The sequence below is a fragment of the Aeromonas sp. YN13HZO-058 genome, assembly GCF_001921245.1.
Lineage (GTDB): Bacteria > Pseudomonadota > Gammaproteobacteria > Enterobacterales > Aeromonadaceae > Aeromonas > Aeromonas allosaccharophila.
Window position 1 is genome coordinate 22,119 of sequence record NZ_MQSY01000045.1, and the last position, 23,533, is coordinate 45,651.

A 23,533-nucleotide genomic window follows, 5' to 3' on the forward strand; every position below is an offset into this window, starting at 1 on the left:
CCCGTGAGCCCGCCATCGTGCGGGCTCTCTTTTTTGCTCCGCATCCTGCCCAACCCGCGGCCAAAACCACCGCCCTGGGGCACGGTTTTCACCGCGATGGGCGGAGAACTCAGTGAGAGTTTCTATGAGCCGCACTGAATGCAACCGTTATGTGCGCTACCTCTCTTTTCTGACATATTAATCAAAGAGAAATAACTATATACTCGCTTGGGTACACCCCAAGGGATATTGGTATGCAGGAATGGGACCCGGAACACTTCACCAACTTCGCTCAGTTATGCGAAGTGAGCCTCGCTACCATCCGTGAAAAAACCGATGCCGAACGCCTTTACCTCTGGCTGAAAGCCCCCGAACCGCAACTCTACAGCTTTCAGCTCGATCAAGGGCTGACCAGACTGGCTCCCGCTCATCTCGAACAGCTGACCCTGCCCCACCATCTGATCGACAAGGCGATGGGCAAGGGGCAACTGGTGATCGAGCAGATCTACCAGCCGCCGGACGCCGGTGAAAATGTCGAGCCAGCCCAGCAACGGCTGCGCGCCTGCTTCCCCCTCAAACGGCACATGAAACTGGAAGGGGTCATCTATCTGGAGACCCACCGCCGCATCGACCGCCTCTCCTCTCGCCAGCGTCAGGGCATCCAGCTGCTTATTCACTATCTGACAGCCGAACTGAGCAACCACCTGCTCTCCTGCCAGGTGGATCAGGAGCGGGATCAACGGCTCCATACCCAGACCGATCTGGTGCAGAGTCAGGCGCTGCAGGGCTCCTTCCTCAATATGCTGCAGGCGCTGCACATGGTCAGCGTCACCCTCTCCCGCAGCCGCAGCGAAAACGAGTTGCTACGGGATGCCGTTCTGCTGGCCCGCAAGGAGTTGCAGTTCGACCGGGTCGCCATCTTCCTGATCGAGCCCGATGGCAAGACCATGCGTGGCACCTGGGGCACCAGCGAAGAGGGCGAGCTGGTCGACGAACATGCGTTCATCAGCCCCATTCCGGATCACCCCACGGTACAGGAGGCGCTCAGGCGTAAAGACTACGTGCTGGTGCTGGAAGATACCCCGCTCTACTACGAGAAGCAGCAGGTAGGCCGTGGCTGGAACGCCATGGTGTCGCTGTGGGATGGGACCACCCCCATCGGCTGGATCGCCGCCGACAACCTGCTCTGGCACCGGCCGCTCAAGGCCTATCAGAGCGAGATCTTCAAGCAGTACGCCGCGATCCTGTCACAGCTGTTGATCCGCCAGCGCACCCAGGAGCAGCTGGAAACCCTCAATCGCCAGCTCGAAGCGCGAGTCACCGAGCGCACCATGCAACTGGCCGAGACCAACCGGGCGCTGGAGGAGGCCAACCGGCGCCTCTCCCTGCTGTCGCTGGAGGATCCCCTCACCGGCATCGCCAACCGGCGCCAGTGGGACATCACCATGCAGCGGGAGTGGGAGTGGGCACGGCGCACCCAGAACCTGCTGGCGCTGCTGATGATCGATGTCGACGAATTCAAGGCCTACAACGACCACTTCGGCCACGCCAAGGGGGATGTTTGCCTGCAACAGGTGGCCCATGTGCTGCGGGATGCGGAGCGGCGCAGCACCAATCTGGTGGCCCGTTACGGTGGGGAGGAGTTCGTCGTTCTGCTCTGCGCGCCCCAACCCGGTGAGGCCGAACAGCTGGCCGGACGGATCCACGATGGGCTGGCCCGCTTAAAACTGCCCCATCCCGCCTCGCGGGTTGCTGATTTCATTACGGTTAGCATAGGATTTAGCTATCTGGTTCCCTCTCCTGACGAGGCATGGCAGACCCTGACCGAACAGGCTGACCAGGCGCTCTACCACGCCAAGTCACAAGGGAGGGCCCGCACTCTGGCCTATCGGTGATCTCCATGCTGTTGCGTCGTTATCCCATCTTCAATCGTCGCCTGGCTCTGGTGGCCTACGGCATCGACTATCAACTCAGCTCACCGGCCGAATGGCCCTCACTGGCGCAACATTGCCGCCTGCTGGCGCAGGGGCGTCAATATCTGGTGCCGTTCACCCACGAGCAGCTCGATGAGCAGCGCCCGCTGCTGTTTGATCAAGATGTGATCCCGCTGGTTGAAGCGTCGAGCGAACGGCTGCCCGGCTCGTTTCCGGTGCTGGAACAGTGGCGCGACAGTCGGCGCAGACTGGCTGTACACGGTGCCAACCGCGATCCACGCTGGTTCGGCGCCAGCCGACTGCTGGTGTTCTGGATGGGCGAAGAGGGGATCTGCCAGCCCACCGAGCACAAGCGGATGGCGCTCGATATCGCAACCTGGGAGGATTTTCTCCCGCTGCGAGAGGCCGGGGTCGACTTCTTTGCCGGCGGTTTTCTCGCCCGCCCGGAACTGGTCAATCAGCGGACCAACCAGCCCGACATGGCGCTGGTACAGCAGATCCTCCAGCTTATCTGCCACGAGGAGTTCTCCTTCGCCCAGGTGGCCCGCCTGCTGGAGCAGGATGCCTCGCTGCCCGGCCAGCTGCTTACCTATGTCAACGCCCCGGGCTTCGATCATGCCAGCCCCATCACCTCGGTGCCTCGCGCTCTCTCCTATCTGGGGGAGCAGGAGATCCGCAAGTTTGTGCTGATCAACGGGCTGGCCCGGGTAAGCCAGCATATGCCGGAGGCCTGCACCCGCATGGCCATCGCCCGCGCGCGCTTCTGCGAGCTGATTGCCCTCACCGCGCTGGGCAAGGCGGAGGCAAGCTGGGCCTTTCTGGTCGGGCTGGTCCTCGACGGCTCCATGCTCTCTGCCCCCCTGATGGCCCACCTGCCCAAGAGTGTGAAACGGGCCATCGAGCTGCATGAAGGGCCGCTGTTTCACCTGTTCCAGCTGGTCAGCACCTATGAACAGGGCAACTGGGCGCTGCTGGAGCAGCTTGCCCCCAAATATCAGCTCGACCCGAGCAGGCTCACCCCCGTCTATTTTCAAGCGCAAATGTGGGGGCAAGCGTTTCTCACCAGTTAGGAGATGGCAGGACGGTGAGTCACTGGCTAGAATGGGCTCCCTTTTTGCCAGAGGCTCACCCGCACCATGACTCTTTCCGGATTCCAAGGCCTGGTCTTTGACCTTGATGGCACCCTGGTCGACTCCATGCCGCTGCACCTCGCGGCCTGGGAGCACACCGCCCGCAAGTTTGGCTTTCACTTCGATGCCGACTGGTTCTATGAACTGGGTGGCATGCCGAGCCGCAAGATTGCCCTGCTGGTGGCACAGGAGCAGCAGATCCCCCTCGACCCCGTCGAAGTGACCCGCTGCAAGACCGAGCACTATGTGGCCAACCTGCACAAAGCGACCGTCTTTCCGGCCATGCAGGCGTTGCTCGATCGCTATCACGGCACCATCCCGATGGGAATTGGCACCGGTTCACCCCGCATCAACGCCGAGGCCGTGCTGCGCAATACCGGGCTGGATCGCTACTTCTCCGTGGTGGTCACCGCCGACGATGTAGAGCAGCACAAGCCCAATCCGGATACCTTCCTGCTAGTCGCCCGCAAGCTGGGCGTCGAGCCGTCAGGCTGTCTGGTGTTTGAAGATACCGGCATCGGCGTACAGGCAGGAAAAGCTGCGGGTATGCAGACCTGCATGGTCAAAGAGGGGAAACCGGTTGGTATAGCGGAGTAGTGCGGAAAAAAATATCGCCCTGCAAGGGGCGATAACCGGAACCGGCTCTCATACGGGACATGAATGACAATGAGAGCGGGATCCGTCAACCGCTGACGCAGAGCGCGTCAACGGGGCGTGCGGGGCAGACGATTACTCGTTGTTGCCGCCGCCCTGATTGTCGTCATAACGACCCGGCGCACCGTGGGGGCGCGGCGCCATGGAGACACGCGGTTTGCGAGCGCGCTGGATATTCACCTGCGGACGGCCGGTGTGCATGGCGATGGTGGAGATCTTGGCCTTGTAGACCAGCTGCTGGTTACCATGAGCATCGGTCAGCAGCACGCTGTACTGGTCGAACCCGCTGATGGTGCCTTCCAGCTTGATGCCGCTCACCAGAAAAATAGCGACCTGACTGCGGTTCTTGCGCAACCAGTTGAGGGCAGAATCTTGCCCGTTCCCGAGGGAGAAGGCTTGCTCGATGGTGGAGTAGCTTGGGGATTCAGTTGTCATAAATTATTGTCCCGCGGAAAAAAAAGTGGCGTTTGATTGTGCTAAATGGGCACTGGCTTGTCAAAGTCATTCTCACTCCCGCCAGCAATAGCGCCCTCCGGGGGCTGGTCGCTGACCAGTACAACTGCGATAATCGCCAACTCTGGCTCCACCACGGGCCTTATCTGGGGTTTTATCTTGCATCCGGCTTCACACCAACACCACACCACCTATGTCCATGATGCCACTGCCTGCGAAGAGTGTGATCTGCTGATACCGGCCACACCGCTCGAGGTGGGGCAGGCCAGTTGCTGCCCCCGTTGCGGACACACCCTGAGTCGCCACCTGCCGCAGCAGGAGTTGCGCCCGATCGCCTATGGTTTCGCGGCGCTCATCATGTTCGTGCTGGCCAATGCCTTTACCTTTATGTCCTTCTCGGCCAAAGGGATAGGCCAGGAGATGACCTTTCTGCAGAGCATCACCACCCTGGTGGATGAGGGCTATCTGTTTCTCGGCGCGGTGCTGAGCCTGACCCTGATCGGCCTGCCGCTGGTCTACATGGGCTCCATCATGCTGGTGCTGTGGCGAGTCGATAAAGATCTGCACAGCAATGCCCTGCGCTCCCTCGGCCGCCTGCTCTGCCGGATCAAACCCTGGCTGATGGTGGATGTCTTTCTGGTAGGGGTACTGATCTCGCTGGTCAAACTGATGGGGATGGCCGACATCAAGATGGGCCTGTCGTTCTGGGCCTTCGTCGGTTACACGGTGTTGCTCATCAAGATGATCTCCTCGCTGGATCAGATGTGGCTGTGGCAACGGCTGTTCGGCCCCACCGAAGCGAGGGAGATCGACCCGGATGCGGGAGCTCTGGAATCCGGTCTGGTGGGCTGCCACATCTGTGGGGCCCTGAGCGAGGTGGACAGCCACAGTTGCTCCCGTTGTGGCGGTTACCTGCATGCGCGCAAGCCGGGCGGCCTGAACCGTACCTGGGCGCTGCTGTTTACCTCCGCCATTCTCTATGTGCCCGCCAACCTCTATCCCATCATGGATACGGTGTTCCTCGGCGATGACAGCCCCTCCACCATCCTTGGTGGCGTGGTGCTGCTGTGGGCCATGGGCTCCTACCCCATCGCCGCGGTGATCTTTTTCGCCAGCGTGGTGGTGCCGCTGGTGAAAATACTGGCGCTATTCTGGCTTTGCTATATGGTGCAGCGCGGCAATGTCACCTCCCCCCTCGGCAAGCTCAAACTCTATCGCATGACCGAATTTGTCGGACGCTGGTCGATGATCGACGTCTTCGTGGTGGCCATTCTGGCGGGCCTGATCCGGCTCGACAATCTGATGACCATCTACCCCGGCCCCGCGGCCGTCGCATTTGCAGGTGTGGTGCTGATCACCATGGTCGCCGCCATGAGTTTCGACTCCCGCCTGATCTGGGATTTACAACAAGGAGAACGCGAACGTGAGTGAGCGTAAAAAAAGGTGGAAACCGGGCTCTGATTTTCTGAGCTCTGCCGCCGCAATCTGGATGGTGCCCCTGCTGGCGCTGTGCATCGGCATCTGGATGCTGTTCCAGCACTGGTACTCCCAGGGCCCGAGCTTCACCCTGACGATCGCCACTGCCGAAGGCATAGTCGCTGGCAAGACGGTGATCCGCTCCCGCGAAGTGGACGTCGGCCGCATCGAGGCCGTCGAGCTGAGCGAAGACTACAGTCACGCGGTACTGAAGGGGCGGCTGAACAACGCCGCCTCCGGTATGCTGCGCGGTGACAGCCAGTTCTGGGTGGTCAAACCCCGGGTTGGTCGTGAAGGGATCTCCGGCCTCAGCACCCTGCTCTCCGGCGCCTATATCGAACTCGCCCCCGGCAAGAAAGGGCGGGCGAAGGACGAGTACGCCATGCTGGACAAGCCGCCGCTCGCCTCGCTGGATGCCAAGGGGCTGCGCCTCACCCTCAGCAGTCGCGACACCCGCGCGCTGGGCGAAGGCTCCCCCATCAACTATCAGGGCTTCACCATCGGTCAGGTGGAAGAGGCGAAGTTCCTGCCAGAAAAGAGCGAGATGCAGTATCAAATCTTCATCAAGGCCCCCTATGACATTCTGGTGAGCAGCAACTCCCGCTTCTGGATGACCCCGGGCTTCGAAGTCTCCATGAGCAGCGAGGGGATGAAGGTGAAGATGGATTCGCTGGAGAGCCTGCTCGACGGCGGTATCACCATGGGCCTGCCGGCCGGCTGGGCACCGGGTGATCCGGTCAAGCAGAACGACGATTTCACCCTGTTCCAGGATGAGGCTAGCGTGCTGGCCGGTAGCCTGGATCAGTTCATCGACTACGTCTTCCTGTTCGATGACAACGTGGCTGGCCTGCACCCGGGCGCCGCCGTGCAGTACCGCGGCATCCGGGTCGGTACCGTCATCTCGGCGCCCTACATGATCGAGGAGAAGGGGGTTCGCATCTTCCAGAACCGCCAGATCCCGGTACTGGCCCGCATCGAAGTGCAGCGCCTCTCCCACCGCTTTGCCAAGGCGGAGAAGGATCAGTGGCGTGCCCTGTTCGGCAAGCAGTTCAAGGAGGGGTTGCGTGCCAGCCTCAAGACCTCGAGCCTGCTGACCGGCGGCAAGATCATCGATCTCAACTTCTATCCGGACGCGCCGCGCTTCGAGCAGGCCAAGCTGGCCGGTTATCAGGTCTTCCCCACCGTGCAGGGCGGGCTGGATCAGATCGAGCGCAAGGTGAACCTCATCCTCGACAAGTTTGTCGACATGGACATGGCGACCACCCTGACCAAGGTCAACGGGTCACTCACCACCCTGGATGGCACCCTGAAGAACATCAGTACAGTCAGCGCCAACCTGAACAAGCTCACTGCCAAGGACGCCACCCAGCAGCTGCCGGCCTCGCTCAACGAGAGCCTCAAGCAGTTGCAGGAGACCTTGCAGGCCTATGATGCCCAGTCCCAGACCAATCAGGACCTGCGTCAGTCGGTGCAAACCCTCAATCAGTTGATGCGCGAACTGCAGCCGCTGGTGCACTCCCTCAACGAGCAGCCCAGCTCGCTGATCTTCGATCGCGCGCATCCATCGGACCCTGAGCCCAAGCGAGGCAAACAATGAAAAAAGAGATCCTGACGCTGGCCCTGCTTGGCCTGCTGGCAGGTTGCAGCAGCCAGCCAAGCCTGCACTACTACTCGCTCGATGCCGACAGCCAGCAATCCGTGACGGCACCGGCCCAACCGCAGCACCAACTGGTGCTGCGCCCGGTGGCGCTGGCAAGCCAGCTCGACCGGATCAGTCTGGTCTATCAACTGGAAGGGCAAGAGCTGCACTTCACCGAGTACCATCGCTGGGCCGGTGCGCTGGACGATCAGCTCAACCAGCTCACCCTCAATGGCCTCTCCACCCGCCTGCCGGGCTGGGTGGTACGGCAGGATGGCGCCCGCAAGGGGCCGGTGCTGACCATTCTGGTGGAACGCTTTCAGGGCCGTCATGACGGCAGCGCCGTGTTGAGCGGTCGCTGGCGCCTGCTGGCGGAGGATGGCACCGTGCTGCGCGATGCGCCCTTCCGTCAGGAACGGGTACTGCCGGCCGATGGCTACAACGCGCTGGTGAACGAACTGGGTCAGGGCTGGCAACAGCTGCTCGACCAGATCGCCGATGAGGTACGCAAGCAGGGCTGATCTCGCCATTGTCCGTGCAACAGATAGAAAAAAACGACGCCAGCTGGCGTCGTTTTTTTATGGGCGAGTGTCAGGTGATGACTCACGCTTTCGCTGGCAGGCTCAGACGGGCAACCGCTTCCACATGCATGGAGTGCGGGAACATATCGACCGGCTGTACCTCGTCCAGCACGAAGCCCTGCTTGACCAGCCAGGCGAGGTCGCGGGCCAGGGTCTGCGGGTTGCAGGAGACATAGACCAGACGACGGGGCGCCATGGCGACCAGGGTCTGCAGTACGGCCTTGTCACAGCCCTTGCGCGGCGGATCCATCACCACCACGTCAGCGGTCACGCCCTGAGCGTGCAGCTCGGGCATCAGCTGCTCGGCCTTGCCGACGTGGAATTCGGTGTGCTCGATGCCGTTGAGGGCGGCGTTGCGGCGGGCATCGCTGATAGCGCTCTCCACCGACTCGATCCCCACTACCTTGGCGGCCTTACCAGCCAGGAACAGGGAGATGGTGCCGATACCGCAATAGATGTCGAACACCGTCTCGTTGCCGGTCAGCTCGGCATACTCGAGGGCGCTGGAGTAGAGCACATCGGTCTGGGTCGGGTTGTTCTGGAAGAAGGAGAGGGGCGAGATCTCGAACTCGAGTTCGTGGATCTTGTCGCGGATCACCCCTTCGCCCAACAGCACCCGGTTGGTGGCGCCCAGAATGCGGTTGGTGCGCTCATCGTTGATGTTCTGCACCAGGGTAGTAACCGGCAGATCGCTTAAGCTCGCCAGCAGCTCGGCTTCGAACGGCAGCGCCTCACCCAGCGTCACCAACACCACCATCAGCTCGCCACTCTTGAAGCCCTTGCGGGTCATCAGGTTGCGCACACAACCGGTGTGGTTCACTTCGTCATAGGCGGCGATGTCGTGCTCGCGCATCCAGTTGCGTACCCGGGCGTTCAGCTCGACGTGCAGTGAGTCTTGCACCGCACAGTCATCGGCGGTGATGAGATCGTGGGAATGCTTGCGATAAAAACCGATCTCGGCACCCGCTTCACAACTGCGCACCGCATATTGCGCCTTGTTGCGATAGGCGAACGGGCTCTCCATGCCAAGGATATCCTTGACCGGAGTATCACCCAGCCCAGCCTGCTCCAGTGCGCTCTGCACCAGTGCCTGCTTGAGCTTGAGCTGGGCCGGATAGGCCAGCGGGCGCACCTGACAGCCACCGCACTCGGTGTTGGGGCAGAAATCGGCAACCCGATCGGCAGAGGGCTGGAGCAGCTCGGCGACCTTGCCGTGCAGATAGTTCGGCTTGACCTCGGTCAGCTCCACCAGCGCCTGCTCACCGGGCAGCAGACCTTCGACAAACAGGGGGCGATCGAACAGGCGTCCTTTGCCATCTCCTTTGTCGGTCAGTTCCAGGATCTCGATCTGGTGTTGATGTCCCACTAACGGCATGAGCGGCTCCAAAAGTACTAAAAAAATGGGGGTGATGGACGCGGCAAAGCCATGCCCATCGAGAAAAGGTGGCAGAGTTTAGCGGAGATCCGGCCAAATTGCAGGCATAAAAAGCCTGCTTGTTGCAATGGTCATTGCCCCTGGCAATCTGTAGGGCGTTGCCACCTTTCGGGTTGCGGCAAATTTAGCCCTTGGGCCGCAACGCCCAGCCTGTTAAAATTCCGCCCTTGAAATTATCCTGGGCCCCGCGCCCGTTCTAGCTAAGGTCTACCGCGATGCGTACCAGCCAATATCTGCTTTCCACTCTCAAGGAAACCCCCTCCGACGCTGAAGTTGTCAGCCACCAGCTAATGCTGCGCGCCGGGATGATCCGTAAACTGGCCTCCGGCATGTATGCCTGGTTGCCAACCGGTCTGCGGGTACTGAAGAAAATCGAGAACATTGTTCGCGAAGAGATGAACAATGCTGGTGCCGTCGAAGTCTCCATGCCGGTGGTGCAACCCGCCGAGCTGTGGCAGGAGTCCGGCCGCTGGGATGACTACGGTCCCGAGCTGTGCCGTCTGACCGACCGTCACAACCGTCCCTTCGTGCTGGGCCCGACCCACGAAGAGGTGATCACCGCGCTGGTGCGTTACGAAGTGAACAGCTACAAGCAGCTGCCGCTCAACCTCTACCAGATCCAGACCAAGTTCCGCGACGAAGTGCGCCCCCGTTTCGGCGTGATGCGTGGCCGCGAATTCCTGATGAAGGATGCCTACTCCTTCCACATCGACAAAGAGTCTCTGGTCGATACCTACGAGAAGATGCATGCCGCCTACTGCAAGGCGTTCACCCGCATGGGCCTGAACTTCCGTCCGGTGCAGGCCGATACCGGCTCCATCGGGGGTACCGGTTCCCACGAATTCCAGGTGCTGGCCGAGAGCGGTGAAGACTTGATCGCCTTCTCCGATACATCAGATTACGCCGCCAACATCGAGATGGCCGAAGCGCTGGCGCCGGCGGGTGAGCGCGCTGCTGCCACCGCGGCCCTGACCAAGGTCGCTACCCCGAACGTCCACACCATCGACGAAGTAGCCGCTTTCCTGAACGTTGCACCGACCGCCATCGCCAAGACCCTGCTGGTACTGGCAGAAGAAGATGAGCACGGCAAACAGGCCGTTATCGCGCTGGTACTGCGTGGCGACCACGAGCTGAACGAAATCAAGGCCGAGAAACTGGCTGGCGTGGCCAACCCGCTGACCTTTGCCAACGACGAGCAGATCAAAGCTGCCGCCGGTTGCGATGCAGGCTCCATCGGCCCGGTCGGCTTTGCCGGTCGTATCATCGTCGATCGCAGCGCCGCCCATCTGGCGGACTTCGTCTGCGGCGCCAACGAGACCGGTTTCCACCTGACCGGTGCCAACTGGGATCGTGACATCGCTACCTATGAAGTTGCCGACCTACGCAACGTGGTGGAAGGCGACCCGAGCCCGTGCGGCCAGGGCAAGCTGCTGCTCAAGCGCGGTATCGAAGTGGGCCACATCTTCCAGCTGGGTACCAAGTACTCCGAAGCGATGAAGGCGAGCGTGCTGAACGAAGGCGGCAAGTCCGTCACCATGGAGATGGGTTGCTACGGTATCGGGGTTTCCCGTCTGGTGGCTGCCGCCATCGAGCAGAACAACGACCAGTACGGCATCATCTGGCCGGATGCCATCGCTCCGTTCGAAGTGGCCATCGTGCCGATGAACATGCACAAGTCCGAGCGCGTGGCCGAGCAGGCACAGCAGTTCTACGCCGAGCTGAAAGCCGCCGGTGTCGATGTGCTGTTCGACGACCGTAAAGAGCGTCCGGGCGTGATGTTCGCCGACATGGAGCTGCTGGGCATCCCGCACGCCATCGTCATCGGCGATCGCGGTCTGGACAACGGCGTGGTCGAGTACAAGTGCCGCCGCTCCGGCGAGAAGCAGGAAGTGGCCATTGGCGACATCATCGCCATGCTCAAGGCCAAGCTGGGCCGTTAATTCCGCCCCCTTGCCTGAATAGAAAAGCGCGCCGTTTGGCGCGCTTTTTGTTTCTGTATGTTCTGACGACGGCAACCGGATGGCGGGCTTCGCCTCAGGGATTGCGACCGATAAAGAGGTCGGTCACGTGGCAGCTGCTCCTGGCTTCCAGTGCATCGAGCATATAGGCCGCCGCATCTTCCGGGGTCATGAAGCCGCTCGGGTCCACATGATCCGAGTTGTCCCAGAATTCGCTGCGGATCCCGCTCGGGTAGAGGTTGACCAGCCGCAGCGGCGAGCCTTTCAGCTCGGCGCGCAAGGATTCGAGAAAGCCACGCATCCCCCATTTGGAGGCACAGTAGAGGCTCTCGTTGGCCTTGCCCACTTGCGCGGCGGAGGAGAGCACGTTGGCCAGCACCCCGCCTTTCTCGCCGATCAGCCGCACCGTCTGCTGGGCCACCAGAATGGTGGAGATGAGATTGCTCTCCACCACCCGGCGGATCTGCTCGGCGGTGTAGACACCGACCGGGCCGAATTCCCCCACCCCGGCGCAGTGCAGCACCAGCTCGGGCAAGCCGCCCCACTCCACCGCAGCGGCGAAGGCGACATCGACCTCTTCATGGTGCGCCAGATCGGCAGCGATGCCGATCACCGCGCTACCGAGCAGTTGCTCCTGCTCCTGCAGTCGCTGATAACGGCGCCCCATCATGGAAACCTGATGGCCCCGCTCAACCAGACCTATGGTCAGGGCCCGGCCCAGACCGGAACCGGCGCCAGTGACTATGATGTGCCCCATTATCCCTCCTCGTTGCCAGCTGATGGCCAGATTGGACAGTAAACTCACCATCCATAAACCAGCCGACCGTCAATGCGCTGGTCGATGTTGGCGGCGCGTCGTCAGACCATCGTCAGATTAGAAAGTGAATTCACCACCCATGAACCAGCCGTCGACAGACTGATCGATATTGTCGAAATCGACTTTGGCTTCACGCCAGCCGGCGCGCAGCTTGATCGGCATGGAGGAGAACTTGTATGCGCCACCCAGACGGTAGTCATAGTTGTCTGCATCGTGGGTACGCACGTCGCCGAAGAAGGAGATACCGGTGCCCGGGATCTTCACTTCGCTGCCGGCATAGGCCATCAGGGTATCTTCGTCATAACCCTTGCGGCCCCAGTAAACCTGCTCGCCATCGTAGTGACGACCGGTCATACCCAGATCGATCTTGAACAGATCGTTGTTGAACAGACGGTAGTAGAGGCTCAGATCGTAGGCGGTCAGGTCGTTCTTGAAGTTGCCGCCGGAGGTGCTGAAATCGGAGACTTCAAACTTGGCGTTCGGCAGGAAGATGATGCCGTGTTCCAGTTGCAGATAGCCGTTCCAGTTGTAGCTGTCGTCATAGCTGCCATCGGCACTGGTGCCGTAAGCCTGACCACTGCCCTTGGCTGCCCATACGTCAGCACCGGCGGCAAAACGCCAGTCGTCAGCGGCCATGGCACTCTGGCTGCACAGAGCCAACACAAAACCGGCAATCAGTGTCTTCTTCATCACTTCACTTCCTCTTGCATACATGGAAAGGGCACTATTTTACTCGGCACAGCCAAAATACCCAGCGGGAATGCTGAACAAGCGACGACAAATGTCAGTGCTTCATATGATCCATCTCTGCCATCGGCTCAATCGGCTTCACCGGCAGCGACAGATCCAGCTTCTGACCATCATCCATGGTGAGGGTGAGCGGAACAGGAGTCTGCTCGGAGAGCGTGCCCACCTCGAACAGCATGATGTGCAGGCTGCCCGGTTTCAGCACCGCTTCGCCCTTGGCCGGGATCTCGATATTCTCGACCTGACGCATCTTCATCACGCCATTTTCGTGCAGATGAGTGTGCAGCTCGGCACGCCCGGCCGCAGCTGAAGCCGCCGCCACCAGCTTGACCGGCTGGTCGGCGTCATTCTTGAGCACCATAAAGGCAGCAGTGTTGGGGGAGCCCGGCGGCAACAGGCGCACATAACCGTCGACAGCCTCGACCTTGGCCAGTGCAGGCGCCGTCATACCCAGAACCAGCAGAGAATAAAACGCACGTTTAAACATGGTTGAAATCCTTTTATGATGTTGTTAAACGGCGCCAAGGTTACCCCAGCAGCAACCTTTTTTGCACCTTTCAATAACAAGGATTTAGACATGGCCCCCATTCTCATTGCCGAGCAGCAGGATGGCTTGCTCACCCTGACCCTCAACCGCCCCGACAAGCGCAACGCCCTCAATACCGAGCTGTATCAACAACTGGTGGCAGCGCTGCGAGAGGCGGCAGCCGATGAGGAGGTGCATGTCCTGCTGTTGCAGGGGCAGCAGGATTGCTTTACCGCGGGCAATGATCTGGCCGACTTTATGGGCAAGAGCGCGCTGGAGCCCGACGACCCCATACTGCAGTTCCTCCACACCCTGGCCGATTTCCCCAAACCTGTGGTCGCCGCCGTTGCAGGCCCGGCGGTGGGGATTGGCACCACCATTTTGCTGCACTGCGATCTGGTCTATCTGGGGGATAATGCCCGCTTGCAGCTTCCTTTCGTCGAGTTGGGACTGGTGCCGGAGTTCGCCTCCAGCCTGCTGCTGCCGCGTCTGGTGGGACACCTCAAGGCGGCCGAGCTGTTGCTGCTGGCCGAGGCGATTGATGCCGAAGAGGCGCTGCGACTCGGGTTGGCCAACAAGGTGGTGGCGGCCGATGGAGTGCTCTCCCTTGCCCGCGAGCAGGGACTGAAGCTGGCGGCCAAACCGCCCAGAGCGCTGCAAAAGAGCAAGGCGCTGCTGAAACAGGAGCTTAAACAGGCGGTGCACTTCGTCATTGATCTGGAAGCGCGCGCCTTCGCCCAGGCACTGCAAGGGGAAGAGGCGCAGCAGCGCATCGCCCAGAAACTCAAACAGCGGAGCTGAGCTGCCGCTCAACGCCAGTCAGTTGAGTCGAAAACGGCCGATCAGCTCGCAGCCCTGCACCTTGTCCTGCAGCTGGATCAGCCGGGCAATTTCCGGATTGGGGTGGCGCTTGAGAAAGGCGAGCAGGGCACCGCGACAGCAACCCAGCTCGCTGATCAGCGCCTCGCATTCCCGGTTCGGGCATTGTGGAACCAGCGCAGTCACCAGCTCGGAGGCAAGCTTCAGGTAGCGCAGCTCATAAGTCGGCTCATCCATAGCCCGCCAGAAGTCGGCCAGCCGGTGACAGGTGGCGACCCGCATGGTGGCCAGTTCGGTCAACTCGACCTGGGTCATCTCGTAAACATCCCCCAGCGCCTGCTGATAAAAGCAGATCGCAGCCCCCAGCGAACCGGCCTGCCAGGCACGCTCCGCCTCCAGCATGTATCGTTGCCAACTTTGCGGTGTCATCTCGCTCTCCCGAGTCCGTCATGGTGGGAGTGTTATCATGGCTAATTGAGAATAAATATCAACCAGAGGGTTAGTGCAGGATCTCTGCGCAACCTTGGCAAACCCGGCGCCCGACTTTATGATCGCGCCCTTGCCCCCCCTTCTTTGGAGCCCCACAATGCGACCACGCCTCCCGCAGATGCTGGGCTGCTCCCTGCTCTGCGTGCCCCGCATGCTGGTCTGGATTTATTAGCTGCGCTCAAGCAAACGCAACCCATCCGATCCATTCAGCAAAGGAGTACCAACATGCACCCCTGCCAACACTGGTCGCAGGTCGAATACCTGCACCTGACGGTGACCAACCCCAATATCTGCCTCAAGGGGCAGCACAGCTACTACTCGGGTGCCTGGGATGGCCCCTTCGAAGAGGTGGCGGTGCGCTACCTCCACGGCGACCGCTTCAGCCGCAGCCCGGAAACCGGCTGGGAGCCGCTCTGGCATATCGACCAGCTCCATATCGGCGACTATGTGCAGATTGCCGCCGGGGTTAAGATCATCATGGGGGGCAACCACACCCACAACACGGCCTTCATCAGCACCTATCCGTTCGCCGATCTGGCAGCGCTCCAGCGCAGCTACCGCCCCGCAGGCGATACCCGCATCGGCAACGATGTCTGGATCGGCATGGAGGCGATGATCATGCCCGGTGTCACCATCGGTGATGGTGCCATCATCGCCGCCCGCTCGTTGGTCAATCAGGACGTACCGCCCTATGCCATGGTGGCGGGCACCCCGGCCAGGGTGGTGCGGATGCGCTTTGGCGAGGAGGAGATTGCCCGGCTACAGGCCCTCGCCTGGTGGGATTGGCCGGATCAACAGGTCAACGATCTGCTACCGCTGATCCAGCAAGGTGACGTCGCCCTGCTTGAACAGGCGGCTGCCCGCTGGGCGGAGCGCCATGAGTGACCACCGCCAGCCAGCAGTAGCAAGCTGACAGCATAAGGGCGACCCCGGGGTCGCCCTCTGTTATCTCCGGCATGCTCTGGATGCCGTCATCGCACATCCACTCACTGCGCGCTTTTGGACTGGTTGAGGCTGCACTGCTTGCCGGGATAACCGGGTAGATCCTTGGCATCGCTGCCGCAGGCGAGCCGTTTGGCCTGTTGCAGCCGGGCTGCCAGATTGGAGTTATCGACAGGCATCCACTGCATCTGCTTGCCGAGCCAGCTGGCCCAGGCAAATTCGACGAAATAGACCTGTTTGTCCTTGCGAAAGTAGCCAGCATCCTGCAGCAGTCCGGCGAGGGTGCGATAGGGGTAATCAGGCAGCTGGTCGATGCGGGTCGGCAACTGCTCAGGGGTCAGCGGCTGCCCCTTCTCATCCTTGAGCCAGGCCCAGTGGTTGTTCTGCATCTGGCTCCAGAAGTTGGCCTTGTCCTGCAGACGACCAATCACCTTGACCCGCGCATCCTTGACGCCCAGCTGCCACAACGCCTTGGTGAGATGGTGGCGATCCACCAGCCAGTAGCCGCCATCCGGCGCAATCACTACGGGGATCTCTTTCTTTTTCATCAACTTGTCGAGCTGCTTTGCGCTCATGCCCGCCAATGTGGCCTGGGTCTCATCAACTTGAATCTGACCGACGCCCCCCTGCGTCGGGTGCAAGGCATCAATGCCGATCTCGCACCAGTTGCCCACCGCCGTGTCGCTCTGGCACGGGACCAACGCCCAGGCACCCTGGCTCAACACACAGGCCAGCAATAACCATGCTTTCATCGTTTGATACTCCTCACCACATTGAACTGCACAGACGCAGAAAACGCTCTGCTACCCCGATTGGGCGTGAGAGTCGAATGCTGGCGGTCAGACCAGCAAACGGGATATCATGATTTCCCATCTGTCGGCGATAGTTTCTCGCCGAGTTTTCTCCCTGCTTCACACTATTTGAAGGATCCGACCCATGAAAGGATGGAGCCCCTTGCTGGCCCTGCTGGGCTGTGCTGCTGTCCAGGCTGCCGATATTCCCGCCGGAACACAACTCGCCGCCGAGCAGATTGTCGTTCGCCACCTCAAGGATGAACCTGCGAGCCTGAGCCCGCTCAAGCTGGTCGGCCTGCCGGAGTTGCAGGTACTGCGGGATCTGTTCGAGGGGCTGCTGACCCAGGGGCCGGATGGCAAACCGGTTGCCGGGGTGGCGGCCAGCTGGGAGAACAAGGACAACCAGTTCTTTACCTTCCATCTGCGCCCGGAGGCACGCTGGTCCAACGGCGATCCGGTCAAGGCCGGCGACTTCGTCTACGGCTGGCGCAAGCTGGTCGACCCGAGAGAGGCTGCTACCTTCGCCTGGTTTGCCCAGCTGGCTCGTTTCGACAAGGTGGACGAGATAGTCGCTGGCAAATTGCCTGCCAGCGAGCTGGGGGTCAAGGCCCTCGATGACCACACCCTGCAGGTGACTCTCTCCCAGCCGGTGCCCTACTTCCTGAGCCTGCTGAGTCACCCCAGCCTGTCGCCGCTCCATCAGGCCAGCATCGAGCAGTACGGCAACCAGTGGACCCAACCGGGCAAGCTGGTGGGCAACGGCGCCTTTGTGCTGAACAACCGGGTAGTCAACGAGAAGCTGGAGCTGACCCCCAACCCTTATTACTGGGATCGGGCGCATACCGTATTGACCAAGGTGATCTTCATGCCGATCAATCAGGAGAGTGCGGCCACCAACCGCTACCTGGCTGGCGATCTGCATATCACCGAATCCTTCCCCAAAGAGCAGTACGACAAGCTGAAGCAGCAGATCCCGAATGAGGTCTATACCCCGGATCAGCTCGGTACCTACTACTACGCCTTCAATACCAAGCAGGCGCCGCTCGACGATGTGCGGGTGCGCAAGGCGCTCTCCTACACCATCGATCGCGCCCTGATCGCCGACAAGGTGCTCGGCACCGGCGAGAAACCGGCTTATCACTTCACTCCGGATGTGACTGCCAGCTTCACCCCGGCCGCCAACCTGCTTTCCACCAGCAGCCAGCCAGCACTGGACAGCAAGGCCAAGGCCCTGCTCAAGGAGGCCGGTTACGGCCCGGGCAAGCCGCTCAAGCTGACCCTGCTCTACAACACCGCGGAAATTCACAAGAAGATGGCACTGGCGATTGCCAGTATGTGGAAACAGAAGCTCGGCGCCGAGGTCGAGTTGACCAATCAGGAGTGGAAAACCTATCTCGACAGCCGCCAGAGCGGTCAGTTCGAGGTGATCCGCTCCTCCTGGGTGGCGGACTACAACGACCCGTCAGCATTCCTCGGCCTGTGGGGCTCCCGTCACAGCGGCAATATGGCAGGCTTTGCCAATGCCCGTTATGACCAGCTGCTGGCAGATGCGGCCAGCACTCAGGATGTCGCCAGCCGCAGCAAGCTGTTTGGCGAGGCGGAGGCAATCCTGCTGGATCAAGCCCCCATAGCCCCCATCTACCAGTACACCAATGCCCGCCTCATCAAGCCATGGCTCAAGGGCTATCCCATCAACAACCCGGAAGATGTGGCCTACAGCCGCCAGCTCTATCTCGTCAAACACTGAACTGGCAATCAAGGCTGAAACCGAAGAGGGCCGCCTGCGGGCGGCCCTCTTATTGATACTGTTCATGCTCAAGTTTTAGGCATAAAATGCCGCCCTTCTAGTGACCCCCCCTCTTATCATCGGTTGAACATGCGTTATCTGTTACTGCTCCCCCTGTTGTGGGCCTTGCCTGCGCAAGCCAATAACGAATCCCAATGCCAGCAAGAGTTTGTCGGCTGGATGCTGCAACAGCAGCAACAGTTCAGCGATCGCAAGTCTGACAAGATGGAGCGGCGCCGGGCCGAGCGCGCCATCGATCTGGCCCGAGAGGAGTACGACAAGCAGGCCAGCTTCTGCAAGACCATGCAGCTTGTTCGTGAATACAAAGATGGCGATCCCCGCTTTAGCCCTCGGTCGGGGGAGATCCACAACTTCACAGCGCCAGACAAAACATCTGGCTGAACCTGCCGACAGAGCGAAAAAAAGCGCGTCGATTGACGCGCTTTTTGTGGTTCTTGCCCTGGCACAGCGGCTTATTCGGCCGTCTCGCTGCTGGCAAACTCCGGCACCTTGGCCATGGCATCCAGCACCACCTGAATACCGGCGCCCGGTTTGCAGGCGTTCTCGCTCAGGTGACGGCGCCAGGCGCGGGCTCCCTGCATGTTCTGGAACAGCCCCAAAATGTGGCGGGTCATATGGGAGAGGTAGTTGCCCTTGGCCAGCTCCTGCTCGATATAGGGCAGCATCATCCGCACCACCTCATGGCGACTCGGCACGGCGTTATTCTGGCCGAACACCAGGTTGTCTACCTGCGCCAGAATGTAGGGGTTCTGATAGGCTTCACGCCCCATCATCACGCCATCAACATGCTGCAGATGCTCGAGAGTCTGCTCCATGGAGGTGACGCCGCCGTTGAGGGCAATGGTCAGCTCCGGGTAATCCTGCTTGACCCGATAGACACGGGGATAATCGAGCGGCGGGATCTCGCGGTTCTCTTTGGGGCTCAGGCCACTCAGCCACGCCTTGCGGGCATGGACGATAAAGGTGTCGCAACCGGCATCGCGAACCTGTTCGATAAAGGCCTGCAGAAATTCGTAGGAGTCCTGATCGTCGATACCGATGCGGGTCTTCACCGTCACCGGGATATCGACCACATCGCGCATCGCCTTGACGCAGTCAGCCACCAGCGCCGGTTCACCCATCAAGCAGGCACCAAAACGGCCGTTCTGCACCCGATCGGAGGGGCAACCGACGTTGATGTTCACCTCGTCATAGCCGCGCTCCTCGGCCAGCTTGGCGCAGTGGGCCAGATCGGCGGGATTGCTGCCACCCAGCTGCAGGGAGATGGGGTGCTCCTGCTCGCTGTAACCCAGATAATCCCCCTTGCCGTGGATGATGGCGCCGGTGGTCACCATTTCGGTATAGAGCAAGGTCTGGCGACTCATCAGTCGATGAAAGTAACGGCAATGCCGATCAGTCCAGTCCAGCATGGGGGCAATCGAGAATGTCTGGCGGTGGGCAGGCTTGCCAGATATGGCCTCAGAGCCTGATTTAACGGGGTTTTCACTGATTTGTTTCTGAGTCATTTGCGGGTGTTTCCAGACATTTGTTGATTGAACCTGCCCCATATCTGCCCCACCATTTCATGGGGCAGGTGTACTCCACGAGGTATCTATGGCCGGCTACACAATAGAAAAACGTAAGACCAGCAAAGGCGAGTTACGCTATCGCAGTACCGTCAGGGAACATAAAGGCGAAGAGGTAGTATACCGAGAATCCCGAACCTTTGGCAGACAGTCCGACGCCAAGAGCTGGGGAATGCAGATGGTTGCGATGATCGAGAGGGATGGTTTGAATCGCCCCTGGTTTTCTAGACACTCTGTTGCTGACAAATAAACTGCCTTTCAAACTCTACCGGCGACAACCCATCATTGGAACCATGGCGTCTGATTGGGTTGTAAAACATCTCGATATAATCAAACACATCGCTGCGGGCCTCATCTCTTGTCGCGTAAATCCTGCGCTTGATCCGCTCCCGTTTGAGCAACTGAAAGAAGCTCTCGGCGACCGCGTTGTCGTGACAGTTACCCCGTCGGCTCATGCTGCAACTCAGGTTGTGGGCCTTCAGAAAGTCCTGCCATTCACCACCAGTAAACTGGCTGCCCTGATCCGAATGCACCAGTACCGGCTGCTTGGGCTTGCGCCGCCAGACGGCCATCAATAACGCATCCACCGCCAAGTCTGCCGTCATGCGTGACTTCATCGCCCAGCCGACGATCTGGCGAGAGAACAGGTCGAGCACCACCGCCAGGTACAGCCACCCTTCTTGAGTGCGAATGTAGGTAATGTCAGTCACCCAGGAGATGTTGGGGGCTGGCACCTTAAACTGACGTGCCAGCGTGTTTGGAGCAGCTTGCGTGCTCTTGCCTCCATAATGCCCCTTGCGGCGTTGATAGCCCGTTTGCGAACGCAGCCCTTCCCGCCTCATTAATTTGGCCACACGGTGCTTGCCGCAGGCTTCCCCTGCGTGACGAAGGTCGCGATGGATTTTGCGATAACCGTAGACAGCACCAATTTCCAGCCAGGATTGCTTGACCAATCCGGTCAGTCGTTCGTCCTCCTGATGGCGTGGCGATGTGGGCTGTTTCAGCCACGCGTAGAAGCCACTTCGGTGAACCCCCAGGGTCTGGCACAGGGTAACGACACTGTACCGGTCGAGTCGGGAGGTTATGAATGCGTACCTTTCCTTGACTCGCTGGCAAAGTACGCGGCGGCCTCCTTTAGGATATTGCGCTCTTCGGTGACCTGGCGCAGTTCGGCTTTCAGGCGGCGTATCTCGGCTTGCAAGGCAGACTCTTCGAGCTGCTGGTCAGCAGGCTTGCCGTACTGCCTGAGCCAGGCATACAGACTGTGGCTGGATACCCCAAGGGCGCGTGCAACGTCAGCCACCGGCCGTCCGCGCTCGGTGATTTGTTTAACGGCTTCGATTTTGAATGTTTCTGGATAACGCTGACGGGTCATAACACCTCCAATAGTTGCCTCATTTTAAGGCTGTGAGGTGTCTAGGGAACTGGGGGCGATTCAGGGTATCAGATTGGTCGATTCAAAGTACGTAACCTGATGAAAGAAGCCGGCTGGCATCCAAACAGCCGGGCGCACACCGTTATAAGGTGGCACAGTCTGAACGACCGGACATTCCCAATCTACTGGCCCGTGAATTTGATGTCCCGCAACCCAATCAGGTGTGGTGTGGCGATATCACCTACGTCTGGGCCGGTGGTCGTTGGCATTACCTGGCCGCAGTGCTCGACCTGCATACCCGGCGGGTCGTGGGCTGGGCGATGCCTGACAAGCCTGATGCAGAGTTGGCAATAAAAGCACTGGAAATGGCCTATCACTATCAGCAACGAGGTTGCCCATCTGGCGTGCTGTTTCACTCCNCCTGACAAGCCTGATGCAGAGTTGGCAATAAAAGCACTGGAAATGGCCTATCACTATCAGCAACGAGGTTGCCCATCTGGCGTGCTGTTTCACTCCGACCAGGGTAGTCAATACGGCTGCCGGGCATTTCGGCAACGACTGTGGCGTTATCGCATGACCCAGAGCATGAGTCGGCGTGGCAACTGCTGGGATAACGCCCCGATGGAGCGATTGTTCAGAAGCCTGAAGTCAGAGTGGCTTCCAGCAACGGGGTACATGGGTCTGCGGGAAGCAAAGCGGGATATCAGTTATTACCTGATGGATTACTACAACTGGCAGCGTCCACATCAACACAATGACGGGATACCGCCAGCAAAAGCCGAAAATCGGCCTAACCAAGTGTCCGGATTTAGTTGACCACTACAAACGGTCACCAACATCAACATAACCTGTTGATGATGTTAATTTTTGTCTTTAACGAACAACGTTGTTGGGACATATTCGCAGAGTAGACAAGAAGAGCTGAAAGGCTTGAGAAAGCCCCTGATTAAAGCCGTTTTGGCAGCCACCTGCCCCATATCTGCCCCATGGAAATTGAAGGCCACGCCTGGTAAGGGTTAGAGAAAAAATCTCACCAATCCAGCATGGGGGCGATGGAAAAACGCTGCGCCTGCATAAAAATCATCCGGGTTGGCTAAAGAAAGGGGCGGATTTTATCACAACGTGAAGCAGCCCCAGAAAATGAATTTTGTCGCCGCGCCATGCGAGGCCCTGTGATAGTATCCGGCTAATAGAAAGGGTATCTGCGCGATCATGAATCAAGACCAACTTTTACAACGAGCCGAGCGACTCTGTATACAGCGAGGGATCCGCTTCACCCCGACCCGACGTCAGGTATTTCGCCTGCTGGCGGCACACGGCAATGCCATCAGCGCCTATGATTTGTTAGCCCAGCTGCAACAAACCGAAGCCAATGCCAAGCCGCCAACCGTCTATCGGGCACTCGATTTCTTGCTCGAACAGGGCTTTGCTCACAAGGTGGAATCGCTCAACGCATTTATCTTCTGCTGCCACTTCGATCATGCTCACCCGATGCAGTTGCTGATCTGCGACGAGTGCGGCGATGTGGTCGAGCTGCACGATACGGCCATAGATAGCGCGTTTTCCGAGCAGGCCCACTTGCATGGTTTTACGATTACCAATAAGACAATAGAGGCACATGGCCAATGTGCTCGCTGTACGCCCACTGTAGGAAGTCATTATGAAGGCTGATTTTGTAAATCCGTTCCTGCTATCCCTGCTCAATGTGCTCTCCACCATGGCACAGCTGGAACTCAAACCGGGCAAACCGAAACGCAAGATGGATGAGCTGGCGCGCGGCGACGTCTCCGGCCTGATCGGCATGGTCGGCCCGCAGACCCGTGGTTCTCTCTCCATCAGCTTCGAGAAGGGGCTGGCGCTGGAGATCATGCGCCGCATGCTGGGGGAAGCCCCCGCCAACATCAACGAAGAGGTGACCGACATGGTCGGTGAAATCACCAACATGGTAACCGGTGGCGCCAAGCGGATGCTGGGTGAGAAGGGTTACGAGTTTGATATGGCCACCCCCATCATCGTCTCCGGAGCCAACCACACCATCACCCACCGGGCCGATGGCACCAAGATCATGATGCCGTTCGAATCAGATTACGGCCGCGCCACCATCGAAATCTGCTTCGAGTAACCCTATGTGGAAAGCATTGAAATGGATTTTCATCTGCTGGGCCCTGTTGTTGATCCTGTCGGATATCCAGATCAGCACCTCCCTCTACAAATACGAGGATAACCGGGTGCTCATCAACTTCCCCCGCTGGGAAGCCAAGCAGCCCTGGGGCACCTTCGAGTGGCATGCCGGACGGGTGCAAACCCACTGGTATGGTCTGGACGGCAAACCCAAGCCGACAGGCCCGCAAATCTGACTTGTTAACGGATCCGGCAGAAACAGAAGAGGCCAGCAGATGCTGGCCTCTTTGCT

At 59.8% G+C, this 23,533-nt stretch carries 23 protein-coding genes and 1 pseudogene; 15 read left to right on the forward strand and 9 right to left on the reverse strand.

Annotated features, from left to right (window positions below):
- Positions 1-233: 233 nt before the first annotated feature.
- The 3 genes from BSP75_RS10985 (at position 234) to BSP75_RS10995 (ending at position 3,640) form a co-directional block, all read left to right on the forward strand.
- A complete protein-coding gene (locus BSP75_RS10985; RefSeq protein ID WP_075113186.1) occupies positions 234-1,874 on the forward strand; it encodes a sensor domain-containing diguanylate cyclase in 1,641 nt (546 codons plus the stop codon).
- A 5-nt stretch (positions 1,875-1,879) separates the two neighbouring features.
- Positions 1,880-2,983, forward strand: a complete 1,104-nt coding sequence (locus BSP75_RS10990; protein WP_042063604.1) for an HDOD domain-containing protein — start codon at positions 1,880-1,882, stop codon at positions 2,981-2,983.
- Positions 2,984-3,049: 66 nt separating this feature from the next.
- Positions 3,050-3,640 (forward strand): beta-phosphoglucomutase family hydrolase, encoded by a 591-nt coding sequence (locus tag BSP75_RS10995; RefSeq protein WP_058052274.1) that lies wholly within the window; start codon positions 3,050-3,052, stop codon positions 3,638-3,640.
- A gap of 132 nt (positions 3,641-3,772) precedes the next feature.
- Here the strand turns inward: BSP75_RS10995 and hfq are convergent, their stop codons facing one another.
- Positions 3,773-4,132, reverse strand: a complete 360-nt coding sequence (hfq, locus tag BSP75_RS11000) for an RNA chaperone Hfq (protein ID WP_005335772.1) — start codon at positions 4,130-4,132, stop codon at positions 3,773-3,775.
- Positions 4,133-4,309: 177 nt separating this feature from the next.
- Between hfq and BSP75_RS11005 the strand changes: the two genes are divergently transcribed.
- From BSP75_RS11005 to BSP75_RS11015, 3 genes are read left to right on the forward strand one after another with little or no spacing between them, the layout of a single operon-like run.
- Positions 4,310-5,581: a paraquat-inducible protein A gene (locus BSP75_RS11005; RefSeq protein ID WP_075113187.1), complete on the forward strand. Its 1,272-nt coding sequence runs from the start codon at positions 4,310-4,312 to the stop codon at positions 5,579-5,581.
- On the forward strand, positions 5,574-7,223 hold the full coding sequence (gene pqiB, locus BSP75_RS11010) for an intermembrane transport protein PqiB (protein ID WP_075113188.1): 1,650 nt from the start codon (positions 5,574-5,576) through the stop codon (positions 7,221-7,223). The genes BSP75_RS11005 and pqiB overlap by 8 nt, the downstream gene beginning before the upstream one ends.
- Positions 7,220-7,786: an ABC-type transport auxiliary lipoprotein family protein gene (locus BSP75_RS11015; RefSeq protein WP_075113189.1), complete on the forward strand. Its 567-nt coding sequence runs from the start codon at positions 7,220-7,222 to the stop codon at positions 7,784-7,786. Before pqiB ends, BSP75_RS11015 begins: the two co-directional genes overlap by 4 nt.
- 82 nt (positions 7,787-7,868) lie before the next feature.
- Here BSP75_RS11015 and rlmD read toward each other — a convergent pair whose 3' ends face one another.
- Positions 7,869-9,221, reverse strand: coding sequence for a 23S rRNA (uracil(1939)-C(5))-methyltransferase RlmD (rlmD, locus tag BSP75_RS11020; RefSeq protein WP_075113190.1), 1,353 nt, complete (start codon positions 9,219-9,221; stop codon positions 7,869-7,871).
- 275 nt (positions 9,222-9,496) lie between these two features.
- Here rlmD and BSP75_RS11025 point away from each other — a divergent pair, with 275 nt between their 5' ends.
- A complete protein-coding gene (locus BSP75_RS11025; protein ID WP_075113191.1) occupies positions 9,497-11,221 on the forward strand; it encodes a proline--tRNA ligase in 1,725 nt (574 codons plus the stop codon).
- A gap of 94 nt (positions 11,222-11,315) precedes the next feature.
- On the opposite strand, the gene BSP75_RS11030 is transcribed toward BSP75_RS11025, so the two are convergent.
- The 3 genes from BSP75_RS11030 to BSP75_RS11040 all read right to left on the reverse strand — a co-directional run bounded on the left by BSP75_RS11030 (position 11,316) and on the right by BSP75_RS11040 (position 13,290).
- Complete coding sequence (locus BSP75_RS11030; RefSeq protein WP_042019464.1) at positions 11,316-11,996, reverse strand: SDR family oxidoreductase; 681 nt, start codon at positions 11,994-11,996, stop codon at positions 11,316-11,318.
- Between the two features lie 117 nt (positions 11,997-12,113).
- Complete coding sequence (locus BSP75_RS11035) at positions 12,114-12,746, reverse strand: TIGR04219 family outer membrane beta-barrel protein (RefSeq protein WP_075113192.1); 633 nt, start codon at positions 12,744-12,746, stop codon at positions 12,114-12,116.
- 94 nt (positions 12,747-12,840) lie between these two features.
- Positions 12,841-13,290, reverse strand: a complete 450-nt coding sequence (locus BSP75_RS11040) for a copper chaperone PCu(A)C (protein WP_075113193.1) — start codon at positions 13,288-13,290, stop codon at positions 12,841-12,843.
- Between the two features lie 90 nt (positions 13,291-13,380).
- Between BSP75_RS11040 and BSP75_RS11045 the strand changes: the two genes are divergently transcribed.
- Positions 13,381-14,130, forward strand: coding sequence for an enoyl-CoA hydratase-related protein (locus BSP75_RS11045; RefSeq protein WP_075113194.1), 750 nt, complete (start codon positions 13,381-13,383; stop codon positions 14,128-14,130).
- A gap of 18 nt (positions 14,131-14,148) precedes the next feature.
- On the opposite strand, the gene BSP75_RS11050 is transcribed toward BSP75_RS11045, so the two are convergent.
- Positions 14,149-14,577 carry a DUF2753 family protein gene (locus BSP75_RS11050; RefSeq protein ID WP_005335785.1) on the reverse strand — a complete coding sequence of 143 codons (429 nt, stop codon included), beginning with the start codon at positions 14,575-14,577 and terminating at the stop codon, positions 14,149-14,151.
- A gap of 285 nt (positions 14,578-14,862) precedes the next feature.
- Here BSP75_RS11050 and BSP75_RS11055 point away from each other — a divergent pair, with 285 nt between their 5' ends.
- Positions 14,863-15,522 carry a CatB-related O-acetyltransferase gene (locus tag BSP75_RS11055; RefSeq protein WP_075113195.1) on the forward strand — a complete coding sequence of 220 codons (660 nt, stop codon included), beginning with the start codon at positions 14,863-14,865 and terminating at the stop codon, positions 15,520-15,522.
- A 101-nt stretch (positions 15,523-15,623) separates the two neighbouring features.
- On the opposite strand, the gene BSP75_RS11060 is transcribed toward BSP75_RS11055, so the two are convergent.
- Positions 15,624-16,331, reverse strand: a complete 708-nt coding sequence (locus BSP75_RS11060) for a ParB-like protein (protein ID WP_075113196.1) — start codon at positions 16,329-16,331, stop codon at positions 15,624-15,626.
- 184 nt (positions 16,332-16,515) lie between these two features.
- Here BSP75_RS11060 and BSP75_RS11065 point away from each other — a divergent pair, with 184 nt between their 5' ends.
- A complete protein-coding gene (locus BSP75_RS11065) occupies positions 16,516-18,120 on the forward strand; it encodes an ABC transporter substrate-binding protein (protein WP_075113197.1) in 1,605 nt (534 codons plus the stop codon).
- Positions 18,121-18,249: 129 nt separating this feature from the next.
- On the forward strand, positions 18,250-18,561 hold the full coding sequence (locus BSP75_RS11070) for a hypothetical protein (RefSeq protein ID WP_075113198.1): 312 nt from the start codon (positions 18,250-18,252) through the stop codon (positions 18,559-18,561).
- Positions 18,562-18,632: 71 nt separating this feature from the next.
- On the opposite strand, the gene dusA is transcribed toward BSP75_RS11070, so the two are convergent.
- A complete protein-coding gene (dusA, locus tag BSP75_RS11075; protein ID WP_075113199.1) occupies positions 18,633-19,685 on the reverse strand; it encodes a tRNA dihydrouridine(20/20a) synthase DusA in 1,053 nt (350 codons plus the stop codon).
- 284 nt (positions 19,686-19,969) lie between these two features.
- A protein-coding gene (locus BSP75_RS11080) for an IS3 family transposase (protein ID WP_148140694.1) occupies positions 19,970-21,120 on the reverse strand; the annotation gives its coding sequence in 2 pieces (ribosomal slippage) (positions 19,970-20,883 and positions 20,883-21,120; 1,152 coding nt in all).
- Positions 21,121-21,183: 63 nt separating this feature from the next.
- Between BSP75_RS11080 and BSP75_RS11090 the strand changes: the two are divergent.
- The 4 genes and pseudogenes from BSP75_RS11090 to BSP75_RS11105 all read left to right on the forward strand — a co-directional run.
- Positions 21,184-21,936: pseudogene (locus BSP75_RS11090) on the forward strand (IS3 family transposase); the annotation flags it as partial.
- 396 nt (positions 21,937-22,332) lie between these two features.
- On the forward strand, positions 22,333-22,791 hold the full coding sequence (gene zur / locus BSP75_RS11095) for a zinc uptake transcriptional repressor Zur (RefSeq protein WP_075113202.1): 459 nt from the start codon (positions 22,333-22,335) through the stop codon (positions 22,789-22,791).
- A complete protein-coding gene (locus BSP75_RS11100; RefSeq protein ID WP_042656408.1) occupies positions 22,781-23,242 on the forward strand; it encodes a chemotaxis protein CheX in 462 nt (153 codons plus the stop codon). Before zur ends, BSP75_RS11100 begins: the two co-directional genes overlap by 11 nt.
- 4 nt (positions 23,243-23,246) lie before the next feature.
- Entirely contained in the window at positions 23,247-23,477 is a 231-nt protein-coding gene (locus BSP75_RS11105; RefSeq protein ID WP_042656409.1) for a hypothetical protein, read from the forward strand.
- Positions 23,478-23,533 lie beyond the last annotated feature (56 nt).